The organism is Sinorhizobium terangae (assembly GCF_009601505.1).
Classification (GTDB): domain Bacteria; phylum Pseudomonadota; class Alphaproteobacteria; order Rhizobiales; family Rhizobiaceae; genus Sinorhizobium; species Sinorhizobium terangae.
Genome location: NZ_WITC01000116.1, coordinates 1 through 24,528, shown reverse-complemented (window position 1 = coordinate 24,528; position 24,528 = coordinate 1). Strand labels below are relative to the sequence as shown.

Annotated in this window: 21 protein-coding genes and 3 pseudogenes; 16 read left to right on the top strand and 8 right to left on the bottom strand. The window is 60.1% G+C overall.

Annotation, left to right across the window (positions count from 1 at the left end):
- Positions 1-103 precede the first annotated feature (103 nt).
- From GHK62_RS26425 to GHK62_RS26415, 3 genes are all read right to left on the bottom strand, one after another.
- Positions 104-916 (bottom strand): shikimate dehydrogenase family protein, encoded by an 813-nt coding sequence (locus GHK62_RS26425; protein ID WP_153441969.1) that lies wholly within the window; start codon positions 914-916, stop codon positions 104-106.
- Positions 917-935: 19 nt separating this feature from the next.
- Complete coding sequence (locus GHK62_RS26420; protein WP_167528368.1) at positions 936-1,775, bottom strand: ATP-binding cassette domain-containing protein; 840 nt, start codon at positions 1,773-1,775, stop codon at positions 936-938.
- A gap of 103 nt (positions 1,776-1,878) precedes the next feature.
- Positions 1,879-2,757: an NAD-dependent epimerase/dehydratase family protein gene (locus GHK62_RS26415; protein ID WP_153441967.1), complete on the bottom strand. Its 879-nt coding sequence runs from the start codon at positions 2,755-2,757 to the stop codon at positions 1,879-1,881.
- 225 nt (positions 2,758-2,982) lie between these two features.
- On the opposite strand from GHK62_RS26415, the gene GHK62_RS26410 reads away from it, so the two are divergent.
- From GHK62_RS26410 to GHK62_RS33730, 5 genes are read left to right on the top strand one after another with little or no spacing between them, the layout of a single operon-like run.
- Entirely contained in the window at positions 2,983-4,779 is a 1,797-nt protein-coding gene (locus tag GHK62_RS26410; protein WP_327791101.1) for an FAD-dependent oxidoreductase, read from the top strand.
- A 2-nt stretch (positions 4,780-4,781) separates the two neighbouring features.
- Positions 4,782-5,393, top strand: a complete 612-nt coding sequence (locus tag GHK62_RS26405; RefSeq protein ID WP_153441966.1) for an NIPSNAP family protein — start codon at positions 4,782-4,784, stop codon at positions 5,391-5,393.
- A gap of 5 nt (positions 5,394-5,398) precedes the next feature.
- Positions 5,399-5,716 carry a hypothetical protein gene (locus GHK62_RS33735; protein WP_167528367.1) on the top strand — a complete coding sequence of 106 codons (318 nt, stop codon included), beginning with the start codon at positions 5,399-5,401 and terminating at the stop codon, positions 5,714-5,716.
- Positions 5,607-6,218 carry a sugar phosphate isomerase/epimerase family protein gene (locus tag GHK62_RS26400; protein WP_153441965.1) on the top strand — a complete coding sequence of 204 codons (612 nt, stop codon included), beginning with the start codon at positions 5,607-5,609 and terminating at the stop codon, positions 6,216-6,218. The genes GHK62_RS33735 and GHK62_RS26400 overlap by 110 nt, the downstream gene beginning before the upstream one ends.
- Positions 6,215-6,463, top strand: a complete 249-nt coding sequence (locus tag GHK62_RS33730) for an FAD-binding protein (RefSeq protein WP_167528369.1) — start codon at positions 6,215-6,217, stop codon at positions 6,461-6,463. Before GHK62_RS26400 ends, GHK62_RS33730 begins: the two co-directional genes overlap by 4 nt.
- Before the next feature lie 32 nt (positions 6,464-6,495).
- On the opposite strand, the pseudogene GHK62_RS34560 reads toward GHK62_RS33730, so the two are convergent.
- A pseudogene (locus GHK62_RS34560) lies at positions 6,496-6,969 on the bottom strand (SDR family NAD(P)-dependent oxidoreductase); the annotation flags it as partial.
- Positions 6,970-7,069: 100 nt separating this feature from the next.
- On the opposite strand from GHK62_RS34560, the gene GHK62_RS26390 reads away from it, so the two are divergent.
- Positions 7,070-7,462, top strand: a complete 393-nt coding sequence (locus tag GHK62_RS26390) for a winged helix-turn-helix transcriptional regulator (RefSeq protein WP_153441964.1) — start codon at positions 7,070-7,072, stop codon at positions 7,460-7,462.
- A gap of 61 nt (positions 7,463-7,523) precedes the next feature.
- On the opposite strand, the gene GHK62_RS26385 is transcribed toward GHK62_RS26390, so the two are convergent.
- The gene (locus tag GHK62_RS26385; RefSeq protein ID WP_412766025.1) at positions 7,524-7,724 is read right to left on the bottom strand and encodes a helix-turn-helix domain-containing protein; all 201 of its coding nucleotides are present in this window, start codon (positions 7,722-7,724) and stop codon (positions 7,524-7,526) included.
- A 206-nt stretch (positions 7,725-7,930) separates the two neighbouring features.
- On the opposite strand from GHK62_RS26385, the gene GHK62_RS26380 reads away from it, so the two are divergent.
- The 10 genes and pseudogenes from GHK62_RS26380 (at position 7,931) to GHK62_RS26335 (ending at position 22,337) form a co-directional block, all read left to right on the top strand.
- Positions 7,931-9,472, top strand: a complete 1,542-nt coding sequence (locus GHK62_RS26380) for a Wadjet anti-phage system protein JetA family protein (RefSeq protein ID WP_234887068.1) — start codon at positions 7,931-7,933, stop codon at positions 9,470-9,472.
- Positions 9,462-10,112 carry a DUF4194 domain-containing protein gene (locus tag GHK62_RS26375; protein WP_153441963.1) on the top strand — a complete coding sequence of 217 codons (651 nt, stop codon included), beginning with the start codon at positions 9,462-9,464 and terminating at the stop codon, positions 10,110-10,112. Before GHK62_RS26380 ends, GHK62_RS26375 begins: the two co-directional genes overlap by 11 nt.
- Positions 10,109-13,543, top strand: coding sequence for an SbcC/MukB-like Walker B domain-containing protein (locus GHK62_RS26370; RefSeq protein ID WP_153441962.1), 3,435 nt, complete (start codon positions 10,109-10,111; stop codon positions 13,541-13,543). The genes GHK62_RS26375 and GHK62_RS26370 overlap by 4 nt, the downstream gene beginning before the upstream one ends.
- On the top strand, positions 13,540-14,748 hold the full coding sequence (locus tag GHK62_RS26365) for a Wadjet anti-phage system protein JetD domain-containing protein (RefSeq protein WP_153441961.1): 1,209 nt from the start codon (positions 13,540-13,542) through the stop codon (positions 14,746-14,748). The genes GHK62_RS26370 and GHK62_RS26365 overlap by 4 nt, the downstream gene beginning before the upstream one ends.
- Before the next feature lie 579 nt (positions 14,749-15,327).
- The gene (locus GHK62_RS26360) at positions 15,328-16,332 is read left to right on the top strand and encodes a LacI family DNA-binding transcriptional regulator (RefSeq protein ID WP_184108883.1); all 1,005 of its coding nucleotides are present in this window, start codon (positions 15,328-15,330) and stop codon (positions 16,330-16,332) included.
- A gap of 43 nt (positions 16,333-16,375) precedes the next feature.
- Positions 16,376-17,668 carry an ABC transporter substrate-binding protein gene (locus GHK62_RS26355; RefSeq protein WP_167528365.1) on the top strand — a complete coding sequence of 431 codons (1,293 nt, stop codon included), beginning with the start codon at positions 16,376-16,378 and terminating at the stop codon, positions 17,666-17,668.
- Between the two features lie 70 nt (positions 17,669-17,738).
- On the top strand, positions 17,739-18,665 hold the full coding sequence (locus GHK62_RS26350; RefSeq protein WP_153441958.1) for a carbohydrate ABC transporter permease: 927 nt from the start codon (positions 17,739-17,741) through the stop codon (positions 18,663-18,665).
- Positions 18,658-19,551 (top strand): carbohydrate ABC transporter permease, encoded by an 894-nt coding sequence (locus GHK62_RS26345; protein ID WP_153441957.1) that lies wholly within the window; start codon positions 18,658-18,660, stop codon positions 19,549-19,551. The genes GHK62_RS26350 and GHK62_RS26345 overlap by 8 nt, the downstream gene beginning before the upstream one ends.
- A 3-nt stretch (positions 19,552-19,554) precedes the next feature.
- Positions 19,555-21,276, top strand: coding sequence for a GH32 C-terminal domain-containing protein (locus GHK62_RS26340; protein WP_153441956.1), 1,722 nt, complete (start codon positions 19,555-19,557; stop codon positions 21,274-21,276).
- Between the two features lie 21 nt (positions 21,277-21,297).
- Positions 21,298-22,337, top strand: a pseudogene (locus GHK62_RS26335) (ABC transporter ATP-binding protein).
- Positions 22,338-23,046: 709 nt separating this feature from the next.
- Here the strand turns inward: GHK62_RS26335 and GHK62_RS26330 are convergent.
- The 3 genes and pseudogenes from GHK62_RS26330 to GHK62_RS26320 form a co-directional block, all read right to left on the bottom strand.
- A complete protein-coding gene (locus tag GHK62_RS26330; protein ID WP_167528364.1) occupies positions 23,047-23,601 on the bottom strand; it encodes a hypothetical protein in 555 nt (184 codons plus the stop codon).
- Positions 23,602-23,732: 131 nt separating this feature from the next.
- Positions 23,733-24,062, bottom strand: a complete 330-nt coding sequence (locus tag GHK62_RS26325) for a pilus assembly protein (RefSeq protein WP_153441955.1) — start codon at positions 24,060-24,062, stop codon at positions 23,733-23,735.
- A pseudogene (locus GHK62_RS26320) lies at positions 24,043-24,528 on the bottom strand (type II and III secretion system protein family protein); the annotation flags it as partial. The gene GHK62_RS26325 and the pseudogene GHK62_RS26320, both read right to left, overlap by 20 nt.

Genomic DNA, 24,528 nt, shown 5'->3' with positions numbered 1-24,528 from the left:
GAAGTTGCTTACCTGCACATGGCCGAGATAGGCATAAAAGGTCAACCGCGATTGTTTGGCCCGTCACGCCCGCTCTGGCGATCGCGTCGAGGACAGCCCTCTCTCATGCAGTTGGAATCGAATTGAGGAAGAATTGCAGCATTAACTCCTGCTCGGCTGTGTACATATCGACGCCGCCGCTCCCGCGGCAGCCTTTTTCGCGGGCGGCGGCCAGCCATGGCGAAACAGCGGGAGCAGTGATGACGCAGGCGACAAATGTGTCTGGCGACAATCGCTCGATCTGAACGGGGAAAGGGTGTTCAGGGCGCATCCCCATCGGGGTCGCGTTAACCACGAGTTCGAACCCGGCTGGATCGTCGGACCCCACGTGTACTCGCTCGCGATAAAACTCCCGCATTCTTGTTATGACGTGGTCACGGCGGTTGATATCAACATCATGTATAGCAAGTTCGCGTACCCCCGCCTCCAGCAGAGCCTGGGCAATGGCGATGCCGGCGCCGCCCGCGCCAACCAACAGCGTCTTTTTTCCACTCGGCTCGCCACCCTGTGAGCGAATTCCGCCCAACATCCCCAGCCCGTCGAAGATCTCGCCGTGCCAAGTGCCGTCCGGATTGCGGCTCAGTACGTTGATGGAGTCAGTAATTCGCGCGCGCTCGGTAGCGGTAGAGCAATGGGTCAAAGCCACGAACTTGTGAGGAATGGTGACGATAATCCCATCCACATTCTCTGTGCGTCCGGCGGTGCGGATGAAATCGTCCACGTCATCGACCGAGGTGTGAATGGGCACGACGACCGCATTGACGCCCCGGGCGGCAAAAGCGGCAGTCATGCCGGCGGGAGATTTGACCTGGGAGATCGGGTCACCGATGATCGGGTAAATGCGACTAGCGCCGTCAATCCTGAGATTTTCGCTCATTTCTCTGTTTCCTTACGAATTAATGTTCACCTGCGACGCCCAGAATTCGGGTCTGAGTGGCAGCATCCATCGCTAGGTCATAGGCGGTGCCCTGATAGGCGACTTGTCCATTGACCATGGCATAGGCGCGGTCGGAGATCGGCAGCACGCTTTGGGCATGATGCTCTACGATGATGAGACTTGCGCGCGCGGAGTTTGGGAACTGCGGAGCGAATATCCTGGACGATTGCGGGGCGAGACCTTCGAAAGGCTCGTCCAGCAGGATAACCTTCGAGGGCACCATCAGTGCGCGGGCAACGCCCACCATTTGCCGCTCACCGCCCGACAACCCCTGTACCTTTTGGTTGCGCAGGATGTTCAGCTTCGGGAAGAGTTCATATATTTCCTCGATGCTGCCCCCGCCTTCGCGCTGTGCCAGTTGCAGGTTCTCAAGCACGGTGAGACCGAGGAACAACCTGCGAACTTCCGGCACCATCGAGATCCCCAGGCGGTTGATCTCGTACGAGGGAAGGCCCGTGATATCCTTGTCACCAAGCGAGACTTCGATCGCCGACATCAGCGCCTTGAGCGTCGTGCCAGGGCCGTGGCGCTGTTCCCCTCCCACAACGGCAACCACTTTCTGTTCGTCGATAAGCGTTTGCATGTTCTCCTGGGCATCCTGCGGCGTCGGCTCATCGAGCCAGATCACCTCAACCGGCTGATCGCGCACCGTGTTGTTGAATTTCTTCAGCGCTATCGTCTTCCCTTCATAATGGTGCTTTCCGTGTTCAGCCTGTGCACCCTGCTTGGCCATGACAAAGCCAATCCGGATCGGATCTTGTGCCTGAGCGGGCGAGATCGTCATGGCGGCCAATGCCAAGCTGCTCATCATCATTATTGTCGTCGATCTCATCGTTTCCTTCTTTAGACAGATCGTTATTCAGCGCCGTGCCCTGTTTCAGCAGGCTCTCAAATCTCAGGGTTCATTTCCGGTCGCGCAGGGCGGTGATCGATGCCTCAATGCCGTCCTCGATAGAAGTGGGCGGATGCTTGCCCAACCACGTCGGCACTGGATCTGACTTCAGATCGGACGGGATTCGAAGCGGCGGGCCCTCGACGTTGATGTTTGTCCATCCCGTGCGGGCAGCGAGTGCAGCCGTGAAATCCACCATCTCGCGGGTATCCCCAGCCATTGTCAGCACGGTTGCGCCCTGGATTGGCCGCGTCATCGCTGCCGCCAGCAATCGTGCAACGTCGTCGACATAGACGAACCCAACGCGGCCAGAGAAGCGGATCGTTGCCGCTTCCTGGCGCAGCGCGGCCGCAATCGCCATTGACGGGCCGGCCGCAATGCCGCTGCTTTCTCCAGGGCCATAGACCACATAGGGCCGCAAGCCCACGCTCGCGATCCCATAATCGGCCGCGTATACCCGTGCGATCCCTTCCATTGCCAGCTTCGTCACGCCATACAGCGTCAGCGGCTGGGGGTGGACTGCATCCGATGGACCAAACACGCCGGCAGAGCTGAGATAAGCAACGGATGCACCGGCAGCCCGAGCAGCCTCGAAGACGTTAAGGCTTCCTTTTACGTTGAGTTCGATCGCCCGTCTTGGATCGCGTTCGCACGCAAGCGTCATCATGCCGGCAAGATGGATCATGCCGTCCACGCATTCAGACGCCAGCGCCAATGATCGCTGATCGGTCACGTCACCTTCAATTGTTTCACAGCCCGGTAGAACCGGCATTTGCTGCAAACAATCGGGAAGATCGAATATCCGTGGTGTCACATCGAGCGACAGCAGTGCCTGAGCAGCACGCCGCCCTATGAAGCCCGATCCGCCAACGAGCAATACGCGGGGCATATTCCGGCCTCAGCGTTCAGTTCGTGCACTGCTTTCTCCCTCACCAAACCTCGAAAACAAATGCATTTCACAAAATGGAAAGTCTTTCAATAATAATAATTGCTTCCATTTTCTGGTTTTGAGTGGCAGTCTCAGGCCATATGCCCCCCGCATAGCGAAGGCGTCGCCAAAACCATGTTGCAGCGAAAGAGTGAGCGAGCGGTTGGACAGGGAAAGAAGGGTTCCTTGGACCGAAATGCCGCTTCATCGAGCGGCCATCTGCTGTTCAGCAATAAGGGCGGCAGGATGAGCCCAATGGCACTATCAGGTGATAGCTCGATGAACTGCGACGTGCTTGTGCTGGGCTCGGGCGCCGCTGGCCTGACTGCAGCGGTCGTTTCCGCGCATCATGGTCTAAAAGTCGTCGTTGCCGAGAAATCTTCCTGGTTCGGTGGCACGTCGGCTATTTCAGGAGGATGGCTTTGGATCCCGCGCAACCCGCTGGCTGTGAATGCAGGCATCAAAGAGGACATAGAGGATCCTTTGACCTATCTCCGAAGCGAGATCGGGAATGGCGCAGGTGATGCGCGCATCGATAGCTTTCTTGCTAACGGTCCCCGTATGGTTTCCTTCCTCGCGAACCATGCTGAAATGGAATGGATCGACGGAAACCGGATCCCGGATTTTCATGATACGCCCGGTTCATCGATAGGAGGTCGATCCGTTTCTGCCGCGCCGTTTGATGGTCGCAGTCTGGGCAGCCTGATAGAGCGTCTGCGCCCACCTTTGCGTGAGGCTACCATCTGGGGAATGGCTGTTCAGGGCGGAGCAGAAATGTCGCATTTCTTCAACGCCTCGCGGAGCCTGACCTCAAGCCTCATCGTTGCCCGGCGCTTGGCTCGCTTTGCGTGGCATCGGCTGCGATACGGGCGCGACATGCATCTGGTCAACGGCAATGCGCTGGTCGCCCGACTGCTGCGCTCGGCCCTGGACAAAGGGGTTACGCTTCTTGCCGAGGCCCCGGCAACACGGCTGATCCAGGAGCATGGGCGGGTCGCGGGCGCGGTGCTGCACGTGAAGGGGACGTCGTTTGCGATCAGGGCCGCGCGCGGGGTCGTGCTCGCGACAGGAGGATTTCCCCACGATCCCGCGCGGCTTGCCGCGTTGGTTCCTCATGCCGGACCACAGGGGCTCGATCATCATTCCGCCGCGCCGCGCACGAATACGGGCGAGGGGCTGCGGATGGCCGAAGCGGTCGGTGCTCGCCTGCGAGATGATCTTGCCTCAGCCACGGCGATGGCTCCTGTTTCACTTGCCCCGCGTTCGGACGGCGAGGTGACAAATTTCCCGCATCTGGTGGACCGGGCAAAGCCGGGCTTTATCGCGGTCACTCCGGATGGGCGCCGCTATGTGAACGAGGCGGACAGCTATTACGATTTCATCTCAGCCCTGCTGCGTGCCACGCCAACGAAGGCGGCCCCCTATTGTTGGCTGATTGCCGACGACCGCGCCCGCCGCCGCTGGGGCATCGGAGCGGTCAAGCCGTTTCCCTTTCCTTTGCGCCCGTCGCAACGCAGCGGCTATGTCCTCTCAGCTCGTAGTCTCGCGGAACTTGCCGCGCTGTGCGGGATCAATCCCACGGCATTGGCCGCCACCGTCCACGAGTTTAATGAGGCAGCGCGCCGGGGCGAAGACCCGTTATTCGGACGGGGCAGCAGTCCATACAATCGCGTTCAGGGTGACGCGCACAACCGACCAAATGCCTCGCTCGGTCCACTGGAGCGGGCGCCGTTTCATGCCGTGCGGATCGTTCCCGGCAGCCTAGGGACATTCGCGGGGCTGAAAACTGATGCACTCGCGCGTGTCTTGGATGGTGAGGACAAGCCCATCCCCGGTCTGTTCGCTGTGGGCAACGATATGAGCTCGGTGATGAACGGTCGATACCCGTCCGGCGGAATTACGCTCGGACCGGGGATGACGTTTGGATTTGTAGTTGGCCGCCATCTGGCCGGTCTACCAGTCACTAGCATTGAGGAGACTTAGCGATGATCTATTATGAACTTGCGACGCTTGAAACCGTGGTGTTCGGTGCGGGCAAGGCCGCACCGGGAATCGAGAAATGGGCAGCCGATGGACGCGGTCGCCTGTGCGGCGCATGGGGCACTGATGTTGGCGCACTGAACCGGGTTTATCTGCTGCGTTCCTTTGACGAAGCGGCCGAGATGCTGGAGGAGCGGGAGCGTGCGCTGCGCAGCGACAATCCCTTCGGCTGCGCCGAGCATCTTGTAAAGCTGTCGATGGACAGCTATCGCGGCGCCGATTTTCGCCCGCACTGCCTATCGGGCGACCTAGGCCCGATCTACGAGGTTCGAACTTATCGCCCGAAGCTGGGCGCGTTGGAACCGCTCCTTGCGGCATGGAGGGAGGCCGTTCCTCCGCGCGAGGAATATTCCCCGATGGCGGTGGCGATGTACTCCTTGGACGGCTCGTTGCGCTGGACCCAGATCTGGCCTTATGCAAGCCTTGCCGCTCGATCCGAGGCCAGGGCAAAGTCGGTTGCGGAAGGGAGGTGGCCGCCAAAGGGTGGGCCAGACCTGCTACATCCTGAGATGACCTCGGACATCGCCATGCCGCTCGGCTTTTCTCCCCTTCGGTGATTGGTATGACACATCCTCTTTCACTCGCCTTCCTGACCGTTGCAGAAGTAGGGCCGGCTGAAGCTGTGCACATCGCGGCCACAACGGGTTATCAGAAGATCGGTTTCCGCATCCTGCCGGCGGGCGGGGAAGGCCCTTTTCCGCTTATGACCGATGACGCGGTCCTGCGCGAAGTAACCACGGCGTTGAACGATACCGGAGTTGAGGTCGCGGATGTCGAAATCGTCCGGCTGGGCGAACAGATCGACTGGACATTGTTCGATTGCTTCTGCGACCGCTGCGCCCGAGTTGGGAGCCCGACATGTCCTGGTCGCGGGAGATGATTCCGACCTTGCGCGACAGGCGGCATCCCTTGCTCGTTTCGCGGATATGGCGGCAGCGCGGGGCCTGACCGCAGATCTTGAATTCATGCCTTGGACCGCAGCACGTGACCTCGCCACCGCCGTTCATGTCATGAACATGGCTGATCGGCAGAATGTCGGAATTCTTATCGACGCACTGCATTCCGACCGTGCCGGCACAAGCTTGGTCGACGTGGCCGCTCTGGAGCCGTCGCGAATCAACTACGTGCAGTTCTGTGACGGACAGGTGCCATTCGATCCCGATCCGGCAGAACTCATACGCATTGCGAGAGGCGAGCGATTGTTTCCGGGGATGGGTGGTATCGATCTTGTGGGGCTTGCCAGGACGATCCCTGCCGATGCCACGATCAGTGTGGAGGTGCCGCATCAGGGTTGGGCACGCAGGATCGACGCGCAAGGCCGCGCTGCCATGGCGCGGGAGGCGACATTGGCAATCCTGCGCAAGGCCGCGGGGGACCAATGAGCGAGCGGGAACTTGAGGCGCCAGAGGACGTCGATTTGCTCGTAATCGGCACGGGGGCGGGAGGGATGACGGCAGCACTCAAAGGTGCGCTCGATGGTCTGTCGGTGCTGCTTTGCGAAAAGACAGAGCTGGTTGGCGGGACGACCGCGACGTCCGGCGCGTCCGGCTCGGCGCCAGCTGAGGTCATGGCGCGAAGACCGGCCGAGCGATCGATGAAGGCCCCGATGTTGATGGTGCCCGCGTAGACGCCCTTCGGTTCCACCTCGGCATTCAGCGTGAAGATGTAGTTGCGAGCCACAGCCATCGCCGGACCAACGCCGCTCAGCCCTGGCATGAGCACTGTCGCTGTGAGGCCGCCGACGATCACGATGGCACCATCGCCGCGCTCCAGCATGCCGGGAAGCACCGCGTGCGAAACCTCGATCGGCGAGAACGCGAAAATGTTGGCCATCGGCTGGAACTTCGTCGCATCGAGGTCGGCTGCGGGGACGAACCCTACATTTCCGACGGGCTGATAGACTGCGACGTCTATTGAACCTTGGCGCTCCTCGATTGAGCGAACGAGCGCGGGAATACCGTCCAGATCGGTGAGATCGGCTGGGAACGCGGCGCCCTCGACGCCGGCGCTTGCGAGTTCGGCGACACGCTCTTCGAGCGGAGCGGAGCGGCGCGCGACGAGCGCAACCCGATATCCTTCGCGCCCGAACCGCGTAGCGAGCGAGGCGCGCCAAGCCCAGTACCAGCGCCGAATATGGCGATCGTCTTCTTGTCAGTCATAACGTACTCCTGAAGGTGGTATGTTTTGCTGACCAGATATGCCGCAAGAACGCATATTTTCGAGGCCTAGTCACATGCCTATGCCTGCTCCTCCAAATAACCCTGGCACCAACCCCGATTGTCGGAAGGTCGACGCGATCCTAGGTCACATCGGCGACGAATGGACGATCCTCACGATCACGATGCTCGCCGACCAGCCGCGGCGCTTCAACGAGTTGAAGCGGCTGATAGGCGGAATTTCCCAGCAAATGGTCACCCGCACGCTGAAGGCTCTGGAAGCGGACGGGATGGTAGCGCGCAAGGTCCATCCGACCGTACCGCCTCAGGTCGAGTATGGCCTGATCGATCTGGGCAGTTCTCTTGCCGCACCGGTCATGCAACTCGCGACGTGGGTGCTGGAACATCTGGGCGAAATTGAAGCCCAACGCGCGTTGCATGACGAAGCGGCAAAGCACGTGCGGAGGTAGTTCGGCAGCTTTTCACCTACCCTCCAGTGCGAGCGGGTTCGTGCATGTGCTGTAGGCGGACCTATGGCCCTGGATCAATGATGTTCTGCAGTTTTCCGGCGTTCTGTCGGGGCGGTGCGCCAAAGAGCCGTTTGTACTCGCGGCTGAACTGCGAAACGCTCTCGTAGCCGACCGCGTAGGCCACGGTCGCAGCTTCCGAGTGCTCCGTGATCGGGCGTCGACGCGCGGAAGCAGACTGCCGGAGACTGATCGACCTCGTCATGGCCCGGCCGCTTGTCTCGGCCAGCATGGTCACCCGGCCGGATCATGCCGAGGAGGACGTATGGGAGTGTATAGTACACATGCCCGGCGGCTAAGGCGTGATTTTCCAGAGACTATTGCCCTGTGGAAAGGCGTCCTTGACGCCTCCGATTTTTTGGTCAAGCTCCCCTGGGGAAGGGGTGATTCTTGACGGGGACCGTTTTCACATTGTCGGCGGATATGCCGTCCTCACGGCTATTCGGCCAGCTTGAACCGGAGATCTTCACATTATTCTCCGGTGGTAATCGTGTGCTCTACGAACGGGCGATCCTCGCGGTCTATAATGGTCTTTACCGGTCCGATCTGCTTTTTCCCACCCAGGCGGAGGTCGTGAGTGTAATCTACGATTGCCTTAGCCGCGAGCCTGGTCTGTGGACCGAGGAGGAGGTCGCGGTCGATCTGGATCGTCTCGTCGTGCGAACGGGTAGACGAGTGCGGCGGCGCAGGGTCGAGGGTGTGAACGAAGAGGCGACCGGGATTGCCATCAGCCGCAGCCGGCACATCTACAACAGGATGCTTCAGACCGGATGGCTGGATGAGGCCAATTACGGGCTGAAGACGACCGTGGAGATGCCATCAGGCGCGATGCGGCTGGCCGAGTTCCTGTGCTCGCTCAAGGAAGGCGTGGCAGAGCAACTGGGCGGACTCGTGATCGAGGTTCGTAACGCCATACGCGCCGTCGAGGAAAAGCCGGCGGAGAACGCGCTGGGCTTAAACAAGGCGGCGCGTGACGCCGCAGCCTTCGGGCGGTATCTTCGCAGTGTGCTTTCGGCGCTAAGGGACATAGACCGTCAGGTTCTTTCCTCCGAAACGCTCGCCGACCGCCTACGGCACTATTTCGAAGATTTCGTAGAGCAGATGCTTCTACGCGACTACACCGCAATTACGACCACCGCTCACCCTTATCGCCATCGCCGTTTGATCCTCACCGCTCTGGACAGACTTGAGGACTCCAGCATCGATACGGTGGCCATTGCGCACGCCTATCTTGAAGCAAAACTGGCGCCGACCGCCGCGGCGGCGCGTGATCTCGTCTACGAGGACATCTCAAGCATCCGTCGCGTCTTCGAGCGCATCGAGGAAGCTTTCGAGGCTATTCAGCGGCACCGCTCGAGGCTTGAGACAAGGCTGCGTAATGTGGTCCGGTATGCCGGGCGGCGTACGAGTTTTCTTCAGCGCAGCGAGCATCTCATCCGGGGCCTGGACGACGTGATGGCGAGCCGTATCACGGAAGTGACGATCCGCGGGGCAGTCGAGCCTCGCATTCCTGTTCTCGCGTCTGATCTGCTGGCGAAGCCACGCGGGGCGCGCTCTGTCGTGTCGGGAGCCGATCTTTCGATACCGCCCCCCGATCCGATCATGGAGCTACGCCGCCTGCTGGAAAGGGCATACCTTGACCGCCTTATCACCTCACCCGCCAAGGTGAGCCAGTTTCTGGAACGGCGCGTGCCGCCGTATGGTGAGGCCTCCGGAGCATCCCTGACTATCGAGACTGTGGACGATTTCCTCGCATTCGAAGCGTTGCGGCTGTTGGTGGCCGGCGGCCTCGGCATGGATGACAACTCCACGCTAGCGATGGAGTTGCGGGGCCGCTTCGAGTTCGTTCGGGATGACGCGCAAGACGTCTCCAATGATTGGGTGGACTGTCCCGGATTTATCGTGAAACGCCTCGACGGCAGCATTGCATCGGAGATGGGCCATGCTTCTTGAGTTCGCCACGCTGGAAGAGACCAATTCTCGCGACCTCCAGCGGGTCACGCAACTCATTGCACATCTGATGCGCGGTCAGTTCATTCATGCCGAAGACCGCGGGTCCGCCACGCTTCTCGAGACGCTGCATCGTCCGAAACTGAAGGCGCTGGTCGAAGCGTATTTCGAGGTGGCGGGATATCACCTGGTCCACCGCGAAACCGAAGGATGGGCAGGGATATTGCCGGATCCGGAGCGGATATCGCTGCCACGGATGCGCACCGACGAAACGGTGGTGCTGCTCGTCATGCGCCGCCTTTGGGAGGAAGCGCTACAACTGGGGGATATTGAGGACAAAGGCACAGTGCGGACGACCCTGAACGAGGCTTATGCGGCCTATCAGGAAATCGTCGCCGGCACCCGCCGCGCAAGTCTGACCCCGGGAGCCTTCCGTGAGGTGCTCGAAATGCTGGAAAAGCGCGCGCTGGTGCGGTTGGGTACACTCGACGCGGAAGTACAGGACATGGATCTCGATATCCGCGCGCTTGTCGCCACAGTCGCGGGAGATGATTTCGTCGCATCGCTTGAAGCGCTTCTTTCAAGCGCCGCCGTGATTGATCAGGAGGAGAAGGAGCAGGCGACCGTGGAGGCCGCATCATGATCGAGCTCAGACGAATTGTCCTCGTCAACTGGCATCTTATGGCGCGCGCCGATCTCGATCTGGCCGGCGATGCGGCGATTCTCGGGAAGAACGCGGCGGGAAAGTCGACGATCATCGACCTGATCCAGGCGGTCATGGCTGGCGGTTCGTCAAAGTTCTATCGGTTTAACCGGTCGGCGGGCGAGAGCGGTCAGCGGTCGGAGCGTACCCTTGCCGGATACTGCCTTGGGCAGCTCAACGACGATACGTTCCTTCGGCCCGATGCGCTGAGCTACATCGCGCTGGTCTTCGAGGACACCGATGGCAAACGTCGGCCAGTCACGCTGGGGCTCGCGATCGAGGCGTTGCGTGGGCAGTCGGCGGAAGTGGTGGGGCGTTTTGTCGCCGATGGCGTCCGGCTCGACACCGGAATGCTGATCGACGAGAAGGATGGGGCATCGCGACCGGCGGAGTGGCGTGCGGTGAAGCGGCGGCTGGAGCAGGCGTGCAATTCGTGCGATGGCCGCCTTCACGCGCCGGACGACGTGAGGACGTTTATCCGCGAATATATGCGAGTGCTCTTTACGAATAAATTGCGCGGTGATCCCGAACGGTTCATCCGCACTTTCGTTGCAGCGCTTTCCTTTACGGACATGTCGTCGGTCGAGCAGTTCGTCAAGAAACATCTTCTGGAACCAAGCCCGATCGACATAGCGGAACTGCGGGACTCGATCCAGCGCTATCAGGAAATCAAAAAGACGATCGGCAATCTTGAGGAACGCCTGGAGGCGCTGCGGGCGATCAGTCTTCAGATCGAGGAATTCATAAAGCTTGTGAACGAGGAAGCGGACTGCCGCGCCGTTGAGAAGACTGCATTGCTTGTGGAAGCGCTGGGCACTCTTCTCGGGAACATCCGGGATAAGCGGCTGAAGCTGGACGAGTTGCGCATGGCAGAAGCCGAACTCGACCGCGTCAAGGAAGAAATAGAACGCGAAGAACAGACGCAGGAAGCGATACGACGGCAACTGGCGGCGAGCGGGGCGCAGGCCCGGAGAAACGAGGTCGAGAGGCAGATCAAGGACCTGGAACGCGAGAGTGCGGCTGTCATAGAGAGGCTTAGCCAAAGGCATCTTTCCGCCGCCAGAGCCGTGCAACTGCTCACGTTGCGTGACCGGCTCGCGATCATCAATCCTGGCGAGCTGATCCGCGCGCTGGAACGGGTCGAGGAAGCCAGCCGGGGCGTGACGCCGCCCCAATGGCCCCGCGATCCCGCTGGTATGGAAGCAATGCTTGCTGCTGTGGCGGAAGCAGCCCGCTCGCGCATGGAAAAAGTCACGCACCAGCGCGATGATGCGATCTACCAAAAAAGGGTAATCGACAGCGAAATAAAACGAGACAGCGAGCAGCTCGAAGCCGCGCGGCGAGGGAAGGTTCTTCTTGATTCTGCGACCGTGAGGTTCATGGAGGCTCTTCGTCGCGAGGGAATGCGGCCACGAACGCTCTGCGAGGTTGCCGAAGTGGTCGATGAACATTGGCGCGATGCGGTCGAGGCGCTGCTTGGTCGCGACCGGGAGACGGTGATCGTCGATCCCGACCATGCTTATCGCGCGACCGAGATTCTAAGGCGCGGCAGGGGTGACTATCCTGGCTGCCGGGTCGCCAATACCCGTAAACTACAATCTCGCTCGACCACGTCCGAACCCGGAACACTGGCTTCGGTGATCCGCAGCGACGATCCGCTGGCGATGGCGTTCGTGGTCTTCAGGATTGGAAACGTTCATCTCGCTAAGAGCCAGGACGAGCTTCTTTCCGGAGGCCGGGCTGTCATGGCTGATGGGGCCTATCATGACGGACTCGTCACGGAGATGCGCCGCGTCCAGGGGCTGAAGATCGGCCGTGCCGCCGCGCCACTCATGATCGAGACGCTGCAAAAGCAGATCAACGAGCGCACCAGCCTATTGCAAGTCCATCGTGAGAAGGAACGCTTTTTTGAAGACGTCTTGCGCCGGCTTGAACAGTGCGCTGAGCCGGTCGAGGATAAGGACAGGCTGGAAACCATCACATCCACTTACAGTGACCTTGCCGAGCGACGCGCCGAAGCCCGCCAGCGTCTCGAAAGGATCGCCGCGCAGATCGATCCGCAACTTATGGAAGCGGAACAGCGCGCGACGCGAGTGATCAAGAGTCTCAATGAAGACCGGGATGGCCTTCTCACCGAATGTGCGTCGCTGAAGACAGAGATCGAACACATCAAGCAAAAGCTGGGGGCAGGTGAGACGCTGCCCGGCGCTTGGCGCGCCTTGGCGAACCGCCGCCGCCAGTTCAAGACGGAGGTGTATTCGGTATCGCACTTCCAATCGATACGAAAGCGTTATTCCGCGCTCAAGCCGCGCTCGCCTGCTAAAATTGCAACCGATATGGACAAGCGCGCCAGCGATGCGCGGGAGGAACATCGAGAACTGGAGCACGATATCAGGGCCGCGCTGGGCCGCTATGCGATAGATTTTCCGGATCCGTTGGAAGGCTATGCTCAAGCCTCGATCACCGGCACCGTTAAGTCCTGGGTCATGGAAGGCATTGCCACGCTCGAAGGCAACGAACTCATCCGTTACCGGGAGCAAGCCGAGGAAGCAGCGGGCCGCGTCACGCTGCTATTCAAGACCACGTTCATTCATGAGTTGAACAGCCGGTTCGGGCAAATGGAAGCGGAGATGGACAGGCTCGCAAAAGCGCTCCGGTCCCGCCCGCTTCATGGAGAAACCTACAGTCTCAAAACCTCGATCAAGCAGGAATTCGAGGATCTTCATCGTCTCGTGCGCGATAGCGAAACCGACGATAGCGTACTCGACGCTCTGTTCGGGCGAGCCCAGCCTCGGGATGAGCGGCATGCCAGAGCCATCCGGCAGGTGGAGCAATTGCTTGCGGATGACACCTTCGACTTCACAATCTTCCAAGAGTACCAGAATTATTTCACCTACGATCTGAAAATCCACAATGCGGCCGCCAATCGCACCACGAGCTTTGACCGGCGTCGCGGCGTGGCAAGCGGGGCCGAACGGCAGGTGCCATTCTATGTGGTGATAGGCGCGGCGCTTGCCGGCGCTTATCATGGCACGCGCCATTCGGAAGATCACGCCGGTATCGGCATGGGACTTGCCGTCTTTGACGAGGCGTTCAGCAAGATGGATGGCCCGAACCAGCGAACGTTGCTGGATTTCTACCGCGAAATCGGGCTTCAGGTGGTGATTGCCGCGCCGACCGAGAAACGTGCCGTCGTATATGAAAATCTGAATTACATCATCGATGTCTTCCGTAGCGGTGACGTCTCGGCGGCGGAATCCATCAGGATAAAAGACCGGGTTCGTCGGGAGATGCGCGCAGCTAATCCGCAACATGCGACTGATGAGGAATTGGCGGCGCGCCTAAGCATGGAGTCTCAAGCCGCAGAATGAGTCGTCGTAGCTTTTCGGATATTTCATCCCTGATCGACTACCTGCTCGACCGATACGAGAAGAATCCGGATGCAAGCCGTTGGACAGCGGCGGTCGACCAGGAGGGGTTGACCGTCAATGCGAGCGATGCATTCGAAGAAGAGCTTGCCTGCCTCGAGCAGGAGGGCGGAATCGACGTCCTCTGGACCGGTCCGAAGTGGGAACGCGTGATAAAGAGCGTGAAGCTGCGGAATCCCGAGGTGCTTTATCGGCGTACCGCACGGCGACCGGCACCCGAATTGGCGGCGGAATCCCTCGCAACGCTTCGCGAGCGGGACGACTTGCCAAAAGGCGCGGCGCGGCTGATCGATGAAGCCGCTTCTGCCTGGAGCCGTAAGTCCTCGTATATAGGCATCGCGCCGGGGGAGGGCAGAACGTTCGGTCAAGTACTTCGGCTGGCCGGGGCGATATGCGAGCGCCTTGCCGAACCACCAGGAAACGAAGTGGATTTTCGCACTTTCTCAAGGCTGGTGTCAGGCGATAGCAAGGCGCTTGAACGTAACCTTAGCTCGGTGGCGTCGGCGATCTCGCGCCTCTACTTGGTGGGGGAGGCACAAGCAGCGCTGGATGCTGAAGAATTTCTCGCCAGCGCCGGTGTTAACCGCCTTCCTCAGCCCGTACTCATCTATGGCTCCATCGCGCTGGACGACCGGCCTTTCCCGGAAATGCCTTTTGTCGGGGTGCCCGCCGAATGCGCGGGACGCGTCAACTTGCATGAAAGGCCGGCTTACCTTCTAACAATTGAGAATTTCGCCTCCTTTGTGCGCTATGTCCGCGAGATTGGGCAGGGCGACGGCGGACTGGTAATCTACTCGGGCGGCTTCCCGTCGCGGCCCGTGTTGGAGACAATTGCGAGGCTGGCCAGACAGGCTGACGCACCGACCTACCATTGGGGAGATATGGACGCGGGCGGTGTCCGCATCTTCCGCTATATCGAGCAACATCTTGCATCTGTCGGAGTAAGCTTGCACCCACACATGATGAATGCGGATCTTCTTCGGCAGGCCGGTTCGAGAGCGCAAGGCGCAAATCGCATCGGCGGCGATGTGACGGAGAGCGCAATCGCAGAGCTTGCCTCGATTATTGAGCAGACGGGCCTCGTGCACGAGCAGGAGGAGTTCGATCCCCAAAGTCCGCTTGCAGCTTCGGCGCCAGTTCGTTTGTGATGCTTTTCGTGGCACCAGCTGTGGCGAACGCCGATCGTAATATTCGTCCCTTCAACGAGTGGATTAGCAGGAACCGCGCATCGGCGGCAGGCACGTCAGGGAATTTTTAGCGCCGGATAACGCCGCGGCTCTCTATATTCATGAAAGCACCTTGCAGATTGGCATGGGTCGGCCTGTATCGCGCCAGCCGCTTCGACATGAAACTTACCAAATAGGATTTACATAGGAGCCCACCCTCAAGCCCGCCCTGACCGATGTGTACAAGGGAGTGGTTATGGCGAAGCGGCGGGCGAATACCGAATATGAATAATTGTAGCGCTTGCCGTCCAAATGCTGGCTCTAACTGCTACAAGCCATTGCAGAAGTGCAACCTTTAAGGATCGAACTGCGGAAGACGTGTTGCTGAAGACAGGCATATTGAGCGTTTGGGAGGCTTAGAAACGCAGGCGTTCCGATTGCCTAGGCAAATATTGATGCTCACAGTGCGTTTTCGGCCAGCGCACCCGACAACCCACGTTAACGGTTATGCGGTTGCGAAAGCCGACACTTGACTCCCGTCAGCGGGATGATTATTGGGCCGTGACTGCTTCCCTCAACGACATTGCCGAACGTGCCGGCGTTTCGGTAAAGACAGTGTCAGGAGCACTGCATGGCGGCTCGGCGCGTATGTCGGAGCAGACCCGGCAGCGCATCAAGGAGATTGCCGAAGAGCTCGGCTATGTCACCAATCTCGCCGCTCGTAGCATGCGTCAAGGCTGGATGCCGCTGATCGGCGTCGTCGCGGATGAATTGATCACCTCGCCATTTGCGACCGAGATTATCCGCGGCCTCGATGGCGCTGCGCGTGCCTCGGAGATGGCCGTGTTCGCGATGGCTCTGAGCGGGCATCGCGACGTGGCCTCCGTCATCGAGGAAGTGCGGCGGTTCCGTCCGCGGGCGATTGCCTATGCTGCCATGTACCACAAGTTCGTCGCCTTGCCGGAGGAGTTTGCCGATACCGTTGGCGTGATGATCAATTGCCGCGAGGCAAACGACCGGGTGACGTCGCTCGTGCCGGACGAGACAGGCGCCGCGCACGAGATCACCAGCTATCTGGTCGATGCTGGCCGGCGCAATATCGCCTTCATCAATCTGCCCGGCCTGCTTGCCGGCGATCTGCGTGAAGCGGGCTTTCGCCAGGCGCTGACCGAAGCTGGACTCGACAGTGCCAGTGCAAGGGTCTTGCCAGCCGTCCGCCGCGGGATCTACAGCGACAGAGCGCCGAGCCTGGTTCTTTCGCACGTTGCCGAACTGATGGGCCGCCCTGATCGTCCCGACGCCATCTTGTGCGGAAACGACCGGGTGGCCATGGAAGTATATGCGGCACTGCGCCGGGCTGGTGCGCACATCCCAGACGATGTCGCCGTCGCGAGCTTCGACAACCAGGTCGAAATCGCTTCGCGCCTTGATCCGCCACTAACCACCATGGCGCTACCACATCGCGCAATGGGGCGCATGGCCGCCGACATCCTGCTTACCGGCGATGTGACGCCCGGCGAGGTGCGAAAGCTACCGTTCCAATTGGTGGAGCGATCGTCCATCTAGATCCGGCTTGGAAATGAACCCCGCTCGAGGAGGAGTAAAACAGATGGGTAAACGTTTACTTTTGGGGCTTGCGGTATCTGCTGCGCTGGGACTTGTCATGAGTCCCGCCGAGGCCAAAACCGTCGTCAAAGTCATGCATCAAGGCGATCCCGACACGGTGGCGACTTATGGTGCGGTGGCAAAGCGCTTTGAAGAGGCCAATCCGGACGTCGACATTGAATTAATCTACGCGCCGCACGATGCCTATAACGAGAAGTTCAGCGCCGCCGTGTTGTCCAAGCAGATGCCTGACATTATGGAGCTCGATGCGCCGTTCCTGGCAAATTACGTCTGGTCGGGCTACTTGCAGCCGATCAAGCCTTTGATCGACCAGGACGTCCTCGACGATATGACCGAGTCCAACATCGCCCAGGGTACCTATCCGGTCGACAAAGACCTTTATGCCGTCGGTCTCACCGACTCCTCGGTCGTTCTCTACGGCAACAGGAAATATCTGGAGGCGATCGGCGCCCGCATCCCGAAATCGGTGGACGACGCCTGGACGCGCGAGGAATTCGAAGGCTACCTCGAGAAACTGTCGAAGCTCGAGGGCGTCAAATGGCCGATCGACACGTTCCGCGGTTATGGCATCAAGACTGAATGGATCACCTATGCCTATAGCCCGATTTTGCAGTCGGCCGGCTGCGACCTGATCGATCGGAAGACCTGGAAATCCGTCGGAGCACTCGACAGCGAGCCTTGTGTCGATGCGTTGACGATGATGCAGAAATGGGTCAGGAACGGCTGGGTCGTGCCGCAGTCCTCGGGCACCAACCAGTTTTTCGCCGAAGGCCACCCGGCTGCACTGGCGTTCGGCGGGCACTGGTTTTACGCGGAAGCCGCTGCCTCGATGAAGGACGACATCGTCGTCATGCCGCTGCCGAAGTTCGGACCGAAAGGCGCCAGCCCGAACGGCACCTGGATCTGGGGCATCACCACCGCGTCCGAACACCCCGACATTGCGGGCAAATTCGTGAGCTTCATGCTGAAGGACAAGCAGTTCCGCGACTACGCCAAGGAGGACTCCGCCTATCCGGGGCTCAGGAGCTTCGCCGCGGATTCACCCTTGTACGCCGCCGGCGGGCCGATGGCCGTTGCCTTCGAACAGGCCTCCAAGACCGCGGTCGCACGGCCGCCGCATCCGGCCTATCCGACGATCACCTCTGCCTTCATGGGAGCCGTCGATGAGATTTTCAATGGCGGAGACGTTAAGGCGGCACTGACCGCTGCAAGCGAGAAAATCGACCAGGACATCGAAGACAACGACGGCTACCCGCCCTTCAACGAACAGCAATAGCCAAAGAGCGGCCGCGCGGCACCTGTCCGCGCGGGCAGCGGCTGGTCCGCAGCTCAATGAGGAGGAGACCATGACTTTGCAGCAATCGGTGGTGCCAGCACGCCCTGTCCGGCGCAGGGACCGGGGCCGGATGTTTCAGGAAATCGGCATGCTGGCGCCTGCGCTTGTGCTGTTGACGGTCTTCCTGATCGTGCCCTTCCTTCTGTCGTTCTGGACCGCAATGACAAATCAACCCCTGGTGCCGCGTCCGACGCCGGTCCGCTTCATCGGATTCAACAATTTCCTCCGTATCTTCAAGGATGATCTGTTCTGGACCTCGCTCTGGAACGTGTCGCGTTTCACGTTCTGGATCCTGCCCGTTCAATGCGGCCTGGCATTTGCCACCGCACTACTGCTGCACCAGAAGCTACCGCTCCGCAATTTCTTCCGTGGCCTCTTCTTCCTGCCCGCGATCACCTCGATCGTCGTCGTCTGCGTCGTCTGGGGCACCTTGTTCCAATATCCGACGGGGCCGTTCAACCAGATCCTCGGCTTTCTTTCGGGCGGACATATCCAACCGATCGACTGGCTTGGTGATCCGGAATGGGCGATGTTCTCGATCGTGCTCTTGTCGGCATGGCAGGCCTATGGCTTCCAGATGATCGTCTATCTAGCCGGCCTCCAGGGCATTCCCGATGAACTTTATGACGCAGGCAAAATCGACGGCGCCAATTCCTTCCAGCGCTTCTGGCACGTGACCATGCCGGGCCTCAGGCCGACGCATATATTCGTGCTTGTCATCACCACCATCCAGGCCTTCAAGCTGTATACGCAAGTCGCGATCCTGACCCAGGGAGGACCGAAGAGCAGCACGGAAACCGTGGTGCACTACATGGTGCGCGCGGGCTTCGAGGAACAGAAGCTAGGCTATGCGTCCGCCGTCTCGGTCATCCTCTTCCTGATCGTTCTCGTCATTGCGCTCCTGCAGCGCCAACTCCTGAGGCGTTTCGATGTCTGATCTCGCTATTTCCACTTTGCCGTCGGAGGTGACGCGCGAGCGCTCCGCGATCGGTTCGCTGCGCCTGATCCAGACGGCCTGCATCCTCGTCATCGCCCTGGTGATCGTCTCACCGCTCTTCATGCTCGTCGTCGCGAGCCTCAAGGACGATCGCTTCCAGATCCTGGCGGACATGGGCAGCTTCCGCGCCTTCTGGGTCTCGAGCCCGACGCTTGCGAACTTCGCGGAGGTCGGCAACCTCTCGGGCGAACTCGCCTTTGGCCGTTATCTCCTCAATTCGCTGGTCATTCTGGCCTGCACCGTCGGTGCCGGGCTGATCGCCAATTCCATGGCCGGTTTCGTGCTCGCCTGGGGTTCGCTGCGCGGTCGAGCACTGATCCTCTCGCTCGTCATCGCGCTCTACGTGATCCCGCAGGAGAGCATCATTATGCCGCTCGTCATCATGGTGTCGCGTGCCGGCATGACCGACACCTTTGCGGTTCAGATCGTGCCCTGGATCGCAAGCCCACTTTACATTTTCCTGTTCTACCAGTTCTTCGCCCAGCTTCCGAAGGAGCTCTTCGAAGCGGCGGAAATGGACGGCGCTTCGGTCTTCCGCATCTACCGCTCGATCTTCCTGCCTTTAAGCCTGCCGGCGCTTGCGACTGTCTCGATCCTCATGGGTATAGAAACCTGGAACCAATATCTCTGGCCCACTCTCGTGACGCAGACCGACTATGCCCGGCCGATAGCTGTCGCGATCGCGACCTTCTTCGGGCAGGACAGCATCTACTGGGATCGCGCCATGGCCGCCTCGGTCTTGATGATGATTCCGATCCTTGTCCTCTACCTCGTTTTCCAACGCTGGTTCGTGAGTTCCTTCGTAGGCTCCGCCGTGAAAGGTTGATCGATGACAACGCATGCAAATCCTGCATCGCTTTTCGATGGCGGCTTCGAGACACTGACCGCCCTCCTTCCTGCCGATGCCGTGGTGCACGCATGGCTGAAAGCCACTCATCCTGAAGCACCGGCCGAGATACGCGTGGCCCAGGGCGAGCGCGAAATCCGCCACCTTGCAGCGCGAAACACTGAAGAATTCGAATTCGTATCGCTTGTGGTCGAAAAGGCTGGCGAAACCTCATTCACCTGCGACTCGACCACCACTGCTGTATCAGTCATCTATGCCTTCTCGCCAGCCAACGTCCTGGAGAAGGGGATCACAGTGCTTTACAGCGGTCACGCCAACGCGGCGCCTGCGGTTCCGGACAGCTACCATTTCCGCCCGCCCTTCGGCTGGATGAACGATCCGAACGGCTTTGGCCGCTTTGGTCACAAGGTGCACCTCTTCTACCAGCACTATCCGCATAGTCTCCGTTGGAACACCATGCATTGGGGCCATGCCGTCTCCGATGACTATCTCCACTGGAAGCATCTACCGGTCTTCCTGTTTCCCTCGGCAGAGCTTTCGGCGCGGGCCGACGGCCGCGGCGGCGCCTTTTCCGGCTCGGCAATTCCGCTCGACGGAGGCGAGCCCGGCATCCGGGTGTTTTTCACCGAACAGGTCAGGGACCGCACACCTGAGGAACAAATCCAGTTGACGAACGTCAGCCACGATCAGATCACAACCGGCCCTCCTGAGGTCATTCTGCCGGAGCGACCAACCGGCCTCGATCTGACCTCCGATTTTCGCGATCCCTATGTCTTCAAGGGCCCTGACGGCCGCTGGAAAATGCTCGTCGGGAGCCGCGACAATGCTGGTGGCGTCATCCTGCTTTACGAGATCGCCGATCCGGCGGCGACGGGCGGATGGATCTTCCTCGGCATTCTCCACCGCGAGGATCGTTTCGGCATCACAGCGGCCGAATGCCCTTGCATCGTGCCCCTCAACCCTGCGGCGGTGGATCAGCAAACCCGCTGGGCGCTGATTTTCGGTCTCCTGACAAGCCGCGATCCGGCAACTGGCCGGCGCAATATCACGCTTGCAACTGTCGGCCGTTTCGATGGCTCGAGCTTCGTCAAGGAGTTCGAACAGGAACTCGATTTCGGCACCGATGCCTATGCCTTCCAGGCCTTTGTAGACCACTCGGGTCCGGTCGGCATCGCCTGGCTCGCAAATTGGACCGACGTCTCGAAGAAGGCGGATTTTCCGTCGGCAATGACGCTGCCACGGTACGTTCTCCTCAACGACGGCGGGCTTTTGACGCCGCCGGTCGACGCCGTCGAGAACCTACGGCACCGGCTGATCGACGACGCAAGGCTACTTTCCGGCGAAACAGTCGAGCTCGGCAATGGCGCCGTCGAGATCGTCATCGATCTCGCAGCGTCTGGCGCGGCCTTGGATCTCGAATTCGACTATCCCGATGCCGACCTTGGTCTGAAGGTGGACCAGCACGGCCTCAGCATCGTCTACGACGTCCGCGACGGTAGATTGTCGCCGCGTTACATCGCCGCCGGCGCCCGTCCTTCGACGCTTCGCATCTTCCTGGATATCGGTTCCATCGAGGTCTTCGCGGACAACGGCCGCTGGACGGGAACGAAGCGGCTGCGGGGTCTCGCGACTGTACGTTCGGCGCGTCTGGTCGCTTCCGAGGGCAATGTCGTCGCCGCGCGCCTGTGGCAGCTCAAGCTTTGAAAGAATGGACGGGAGAAAATCATGGCATCCGTATCGATCGAACAGGTCCGCAAGCAGTATGGCAACGTGCCCGTCATCCACGGCGTATCGGTGGATATCGAAGATGGTGAATTCGTTACCCTCGTCGGCCCGTCTGGTTGTGGCAAGTCGACCCTGCTGCGCATGCTCGCAGGGCTCGAGGACATCAGTGCCGGAGAAGTCCGCATCGGCGGCCGCATCGTCAACGACGAAGCGCCGAAGGAACGTGACATCGCCATGGTGTTCCAGAGCTATGCGCTCTATCCGCACATGACGGTCGCCGAAAACATGGGATTTGCGCTCAAGCTTAAGGGGCAGGACAAGGAGACGATCCGCAAGCGGGTGGGGGAGGCCGCGGACATTCTCGCCCTTGGGCCGTTGCTCGACCGGCTGCCCAACTCTCCGGCGGTCAACGTCAACGGGTTGCAATGGGCAGAGCCATCGTGCGTCATCCGCAGGTGTTTCTCTTCGACGAGCCACTATCGAATCTCGATGCCAAGCTGCGCGTCACCATGCGCGCGGAAATCAAGGAATTGCACCAGCGGCTGAAAACCACGACCGTCTATGTCACTCACGACCAGATCGAAGCCATGACCATGGCCGACAAGATCGTCGTCATGCGGAATGGCCGGGTCGAGCAGATCGGCAAGCCGCTCGAACTGTTCGATCGGCCGGCGAACACCTTCGTGGCAACCTTCATCGGCTCGCCTTCGATGAACCTTTTCGAGGGAGAGATTTTAAATGGCAAGTTCGTCATGCGCGGCGCAGCACTGCCTCTTCCAGCAGGTCACGATGGAGTGGTAGCGAAAACCTATGGCATTCGGCCTGAGCATCTCTCCATCCGGGCAGAGGGAGTACCAGCGACCGTCGTCGTTGTGGAACCGACGGGTTCTGAAACGCATGTTCTGGTCAAGCTCGGAGATGAGGACGTGACCCTGCTGCTCAGGGATCGGGTTGAGCTTCGCCCGGGACAGACGATACCAATTGGACCTGATCTCACCAAGGTTCATCTGTTTGGCGGAGATGGAAAGCGCGTGAACTAAGGCAATCATGAAAGAGCCGCAGAATCTGCAATTCGCCTCCCACTAGGATCAAACCCGAGGAAACGAGCCTCCAACTTCGGCAGTCGCATTCGACCAATTGCAGCATCGTTGGTTGCGCCCCGCAACCAACGATTCCGACATTCTACGCCGATCTGCGATGACTTATTCGTATGCATTTTCAACGGGTTGGCCGCCCGTCCAGTTTAAGACTCGTAACTAAATTACCGTACATCACCGCGTCCACTTGGCCATGGCTCGGACCAGGCGTGACAACTATCTTCTTGATCAGGTTCCGGATTGCCTCTGTAGCTGTCGCCGCTCCTCAGGCCGACTTAAGGCCTGTTGGCAACCCACTCGCTGACAAACGCGCGTGATCGGGACCATCGATTTTTCCACCTCACCTACAACGACATACGCAAAAATCTGCTGCCAGAATTTCACCAGATCCTTCCTCCAAATTCGGGAGTATCGTTTCGCGATCCGCCGCAAGAACCACTTGGTGTGTATGCGGCCGGACCCCTTCATTTTTCGCTCCCACTTTGAACACAACGCGCGGCATGTTGTGCTGCGGCAGTCGCGCAGTTGGGCAGAAGCGGCCGAAGAATTACCGCGACCTGTTGCCGATCGTGTACAAGCGGCTGGCTGAACGTCGCTGTATGTGGAAGAGCGGCGCTGCGGAACGTAATAGGAGGTTAAACGCGGAGGGTTGCTATTGCACCTTCCGCAGGATCAGCTTGCCCTCCGGCGAAATGGATCGCTCATAGCGCGGCGGATCGGCGACCGAAGGACTCGCGGCATCGATCGCCGACCGGCCCTCATCCGGTGCCGAAAACATCGCTCCGGAGGACGCGTTCGGCGAGGACTCGAGGCGCTGCATGACTTCCTTGCCGGGTGCGCTCAAGATGACGGAGCCGCCGGATGCAAGGGAGCCGGGACGCATCCGCTCACTGATGAGGGATAGGTCTTTCCCCAATTTCTCGACCTGCTGGCGAATGATCGCGGCGTCGTCGGCCCTGCCCATGTTGCGGTCGCGCTTGTCGATCTGCAGTTTCAGGCCGTCAATGGACCGTTTGACCGCAGCAAGCGCCTCGCGGCTCTCACGGACATCGGCTGCGTTCTTGGCCGTGTAGAGGAGCGTGCCGGCGTTCAACGGGAGGAAAACCAGGGCCACCGCAATGAACGGCGCCTTGCTTGTCCGCGCCTTTGCCGTCCGAACGCCTCTCGCTTTGCCGGGTTCGATTTCCACATTTGCCAAGCTGGTCATCCGCTTCCTCCGACGCAAGCCGGGCCGAAGCCCAATAGCGCCTCCGCATTTCGACTCCGGTATTTCGGAGTTCCCGTGAAATCGCACTTTTGCCCGGCCTCACCCAACACGTCTCCGGCATGCGCGATCCGTCAGTTTTCCGTGCCATTGCCGGATGGGCCGTTCGTTCCTGGAGCCGTGGCCGTCGGCAAGATCACGGCCGAGGGGGTCGGAGCGGCGGCCTGGCCTTCGCCTTGATAGGTACGTATCGCCCGGTGTATCACCTTGCCGTCTCCGGGTATTTGCGTATTCTGCGCCGCCCTCGGGAACGGATTCTGAATGTGAATACCCTTGTTCGCTTCCACCGCGTTGCCGAGCCCAAAGGTGACCGAATCCCTGTGATTCATGTAGTCGGCGCAGCCGGAAAGGAGCGCGGCGGCAGCCACTAATAGGGCTGTGTGACTACTTCTTGGAAACGGCATTGACACCTCCAACGTCAAGATCGAGACGGTGGCCGTATGGTCCCTTGACGCCTTCGCCATTGCGGAAGCGCCTGAGCATGTCCTTGTCGACCTCCAGCAGGCCGAGGGCAAAGAGCTCGGCATCGTTCGAGGAGCGCGTCTGGTCGAGGGGAGTGTAGAGATCCTCGCCGGGTGCGGAGGGCCGCACGATGTGCGGCGTGACAATGATGACGAGATCGGACTCCCGCTTCAGGAAGCTCGTCGAGCGGAACAGCGCGCCGATCACCGGAACCTGCGACACCCACGGCAATTGTTGAACGTCCTTGGCATTGATCGACTGCAGCAACCCGGCCATGGCGAAGCTCTGGCCGTCGCGCAGCGCCACCGTTGTCTTCGCCGCGCGCGAGATGAAGCCGGGATTGCCGTTGACGTTGATCGAGGTGTCGAGCTCGGAGACTTCCGGCTCGATCTTGAGACTGATGAGCCC

What these genes read in the sequence shown, in the direction of transcription:
- GHK62_RS26425 (WP_153441969.1), bottom strand. Translation starts at nt 916, where the DNA reads ATGAGCGAAAATCTCAGGATTGACGGCGCTAGTCGCATTTACCCGATC.
- GHK62_RS26415 (WP_153441967.1), bottom strand. Translation starts at nt 2,757, where the DNA reads ATGCCCCGCGTATTGCTCGTTGGCGGATCGGGCTTCATAGGGCGGCGT.
- GHK62_RS26405 (WP_153441966.1), top strand. Translation starts at nt 4,782, where the DNA reads ATGATCTATTATGAACTTGCGACGCTTGAAACCGTGGTGTTCGGTGCG.
- GHK62_RS33735 (WP_167528367.1), top strand. Translation starts at nt 5,399, where the DNA reads ATGACACATCCTCTTTCACTCGCCTTCCTGACCGTTGCAGAAGTAGGG.
- GHK62_RS26400 (WP_153441965.1), top strand. Translation starts at nt 5,607, where the DNA reads ATGTCGAAATCGTCCGGCTGGGCGAACAGATCGACTGGACATTGTTCG.
- GHK62_RS33730 (WP_167528369.1), top strand. Translation starts at nt 6,215, where the DNA reads ATGAGCGAGCGGGAACTTGAGGCGCCAGAGGACGTCGATTTGCTCGTA.
- GHK62_RS26390 (WP_153441964.1), top strand. Translation starts at nt 7,070, where the DNA reads ATGCCTATGCCTGCTCCTCCAAATAACCCTGGCACCAACCCCGATTGT.
- GHK62_RS26385 (WP_412766025.1), bottom strand. Translation starts at nt 7,724, where the DNA reads ATGACGAGGTCGATCAGTCTCCGGCAGTCTGCTTCCGCGCGTCGACGC.
- GHK62_RS26375 (WP_153441963.1), top strand. Translation starts at nt 9,462, where the DNA reads ATGCTTCTTGAGTTCGCCACGCTGGAAGAGACCAATTCTCGCGACCTC.
- GHK62_RS26370 (WP_153441962.1), top strand. Translation starts at nt 10,109, where the DNA reads ATGATCGAGCTCAGACGAATTGTCCTCGTCAACTGGCATCTTATGGCG.
- GHK62_RS26365 (WP_153441961.1), top strand. Translation starts at nt 13,540, where the DNA reads ATGAGTCGTCGTAGCTTTTCGGATATTTCATCCCTGATCGACTACCTG.
- GHK62_RS26355 (WP_167528365.1), top strand. Translation starts at nt 16,376, where the DNA reads ATGGGTAAACGTTTACTTTTGGGGCTTGCGGTATCTGCTGCGCTGGGA.
- GHK62_RS26350 (WP_153441958.1), top strand. Translation starts at nt 17,739, where the DNA reads ATGACTTTGCAGCAATCGGTGGTGCCAGCACGCCCTGTCCGGCGCAGG.
- GHK62_RS26345 (WP_153441957.1), top strand. Translation starts at nt 18,658, where the DNA reads ATGTCTGATCTCGCTATTTCCACTTTGCCGTCGGAGGTGACGCGCGAG.
- GHK62_RS26340 (WP_153441956.1), top strand. Translation starts at nt 19,555, where the DNA reads ATGACAACGCATGCAAATCCTGCATCGCTTTTCGATGGCGGCTTCGAG.
- GHK62_RS26330 (WP_167528364.1), bottom strand. Translation starts at nt 23,601, where the DNA reads ATGACCAGCTTGGCAAATGTGGAAATCGAACCCGGCAAAGCGAGAGGC.
- GHK62_RS26325 (WP_153441955.1), bottom strand. Translation starts at nt 24,062, where the DNA reads ATGCCGTTTCCAAGAAGTAGTCACACAGCCCTATTAGTGGCTGCCGCC.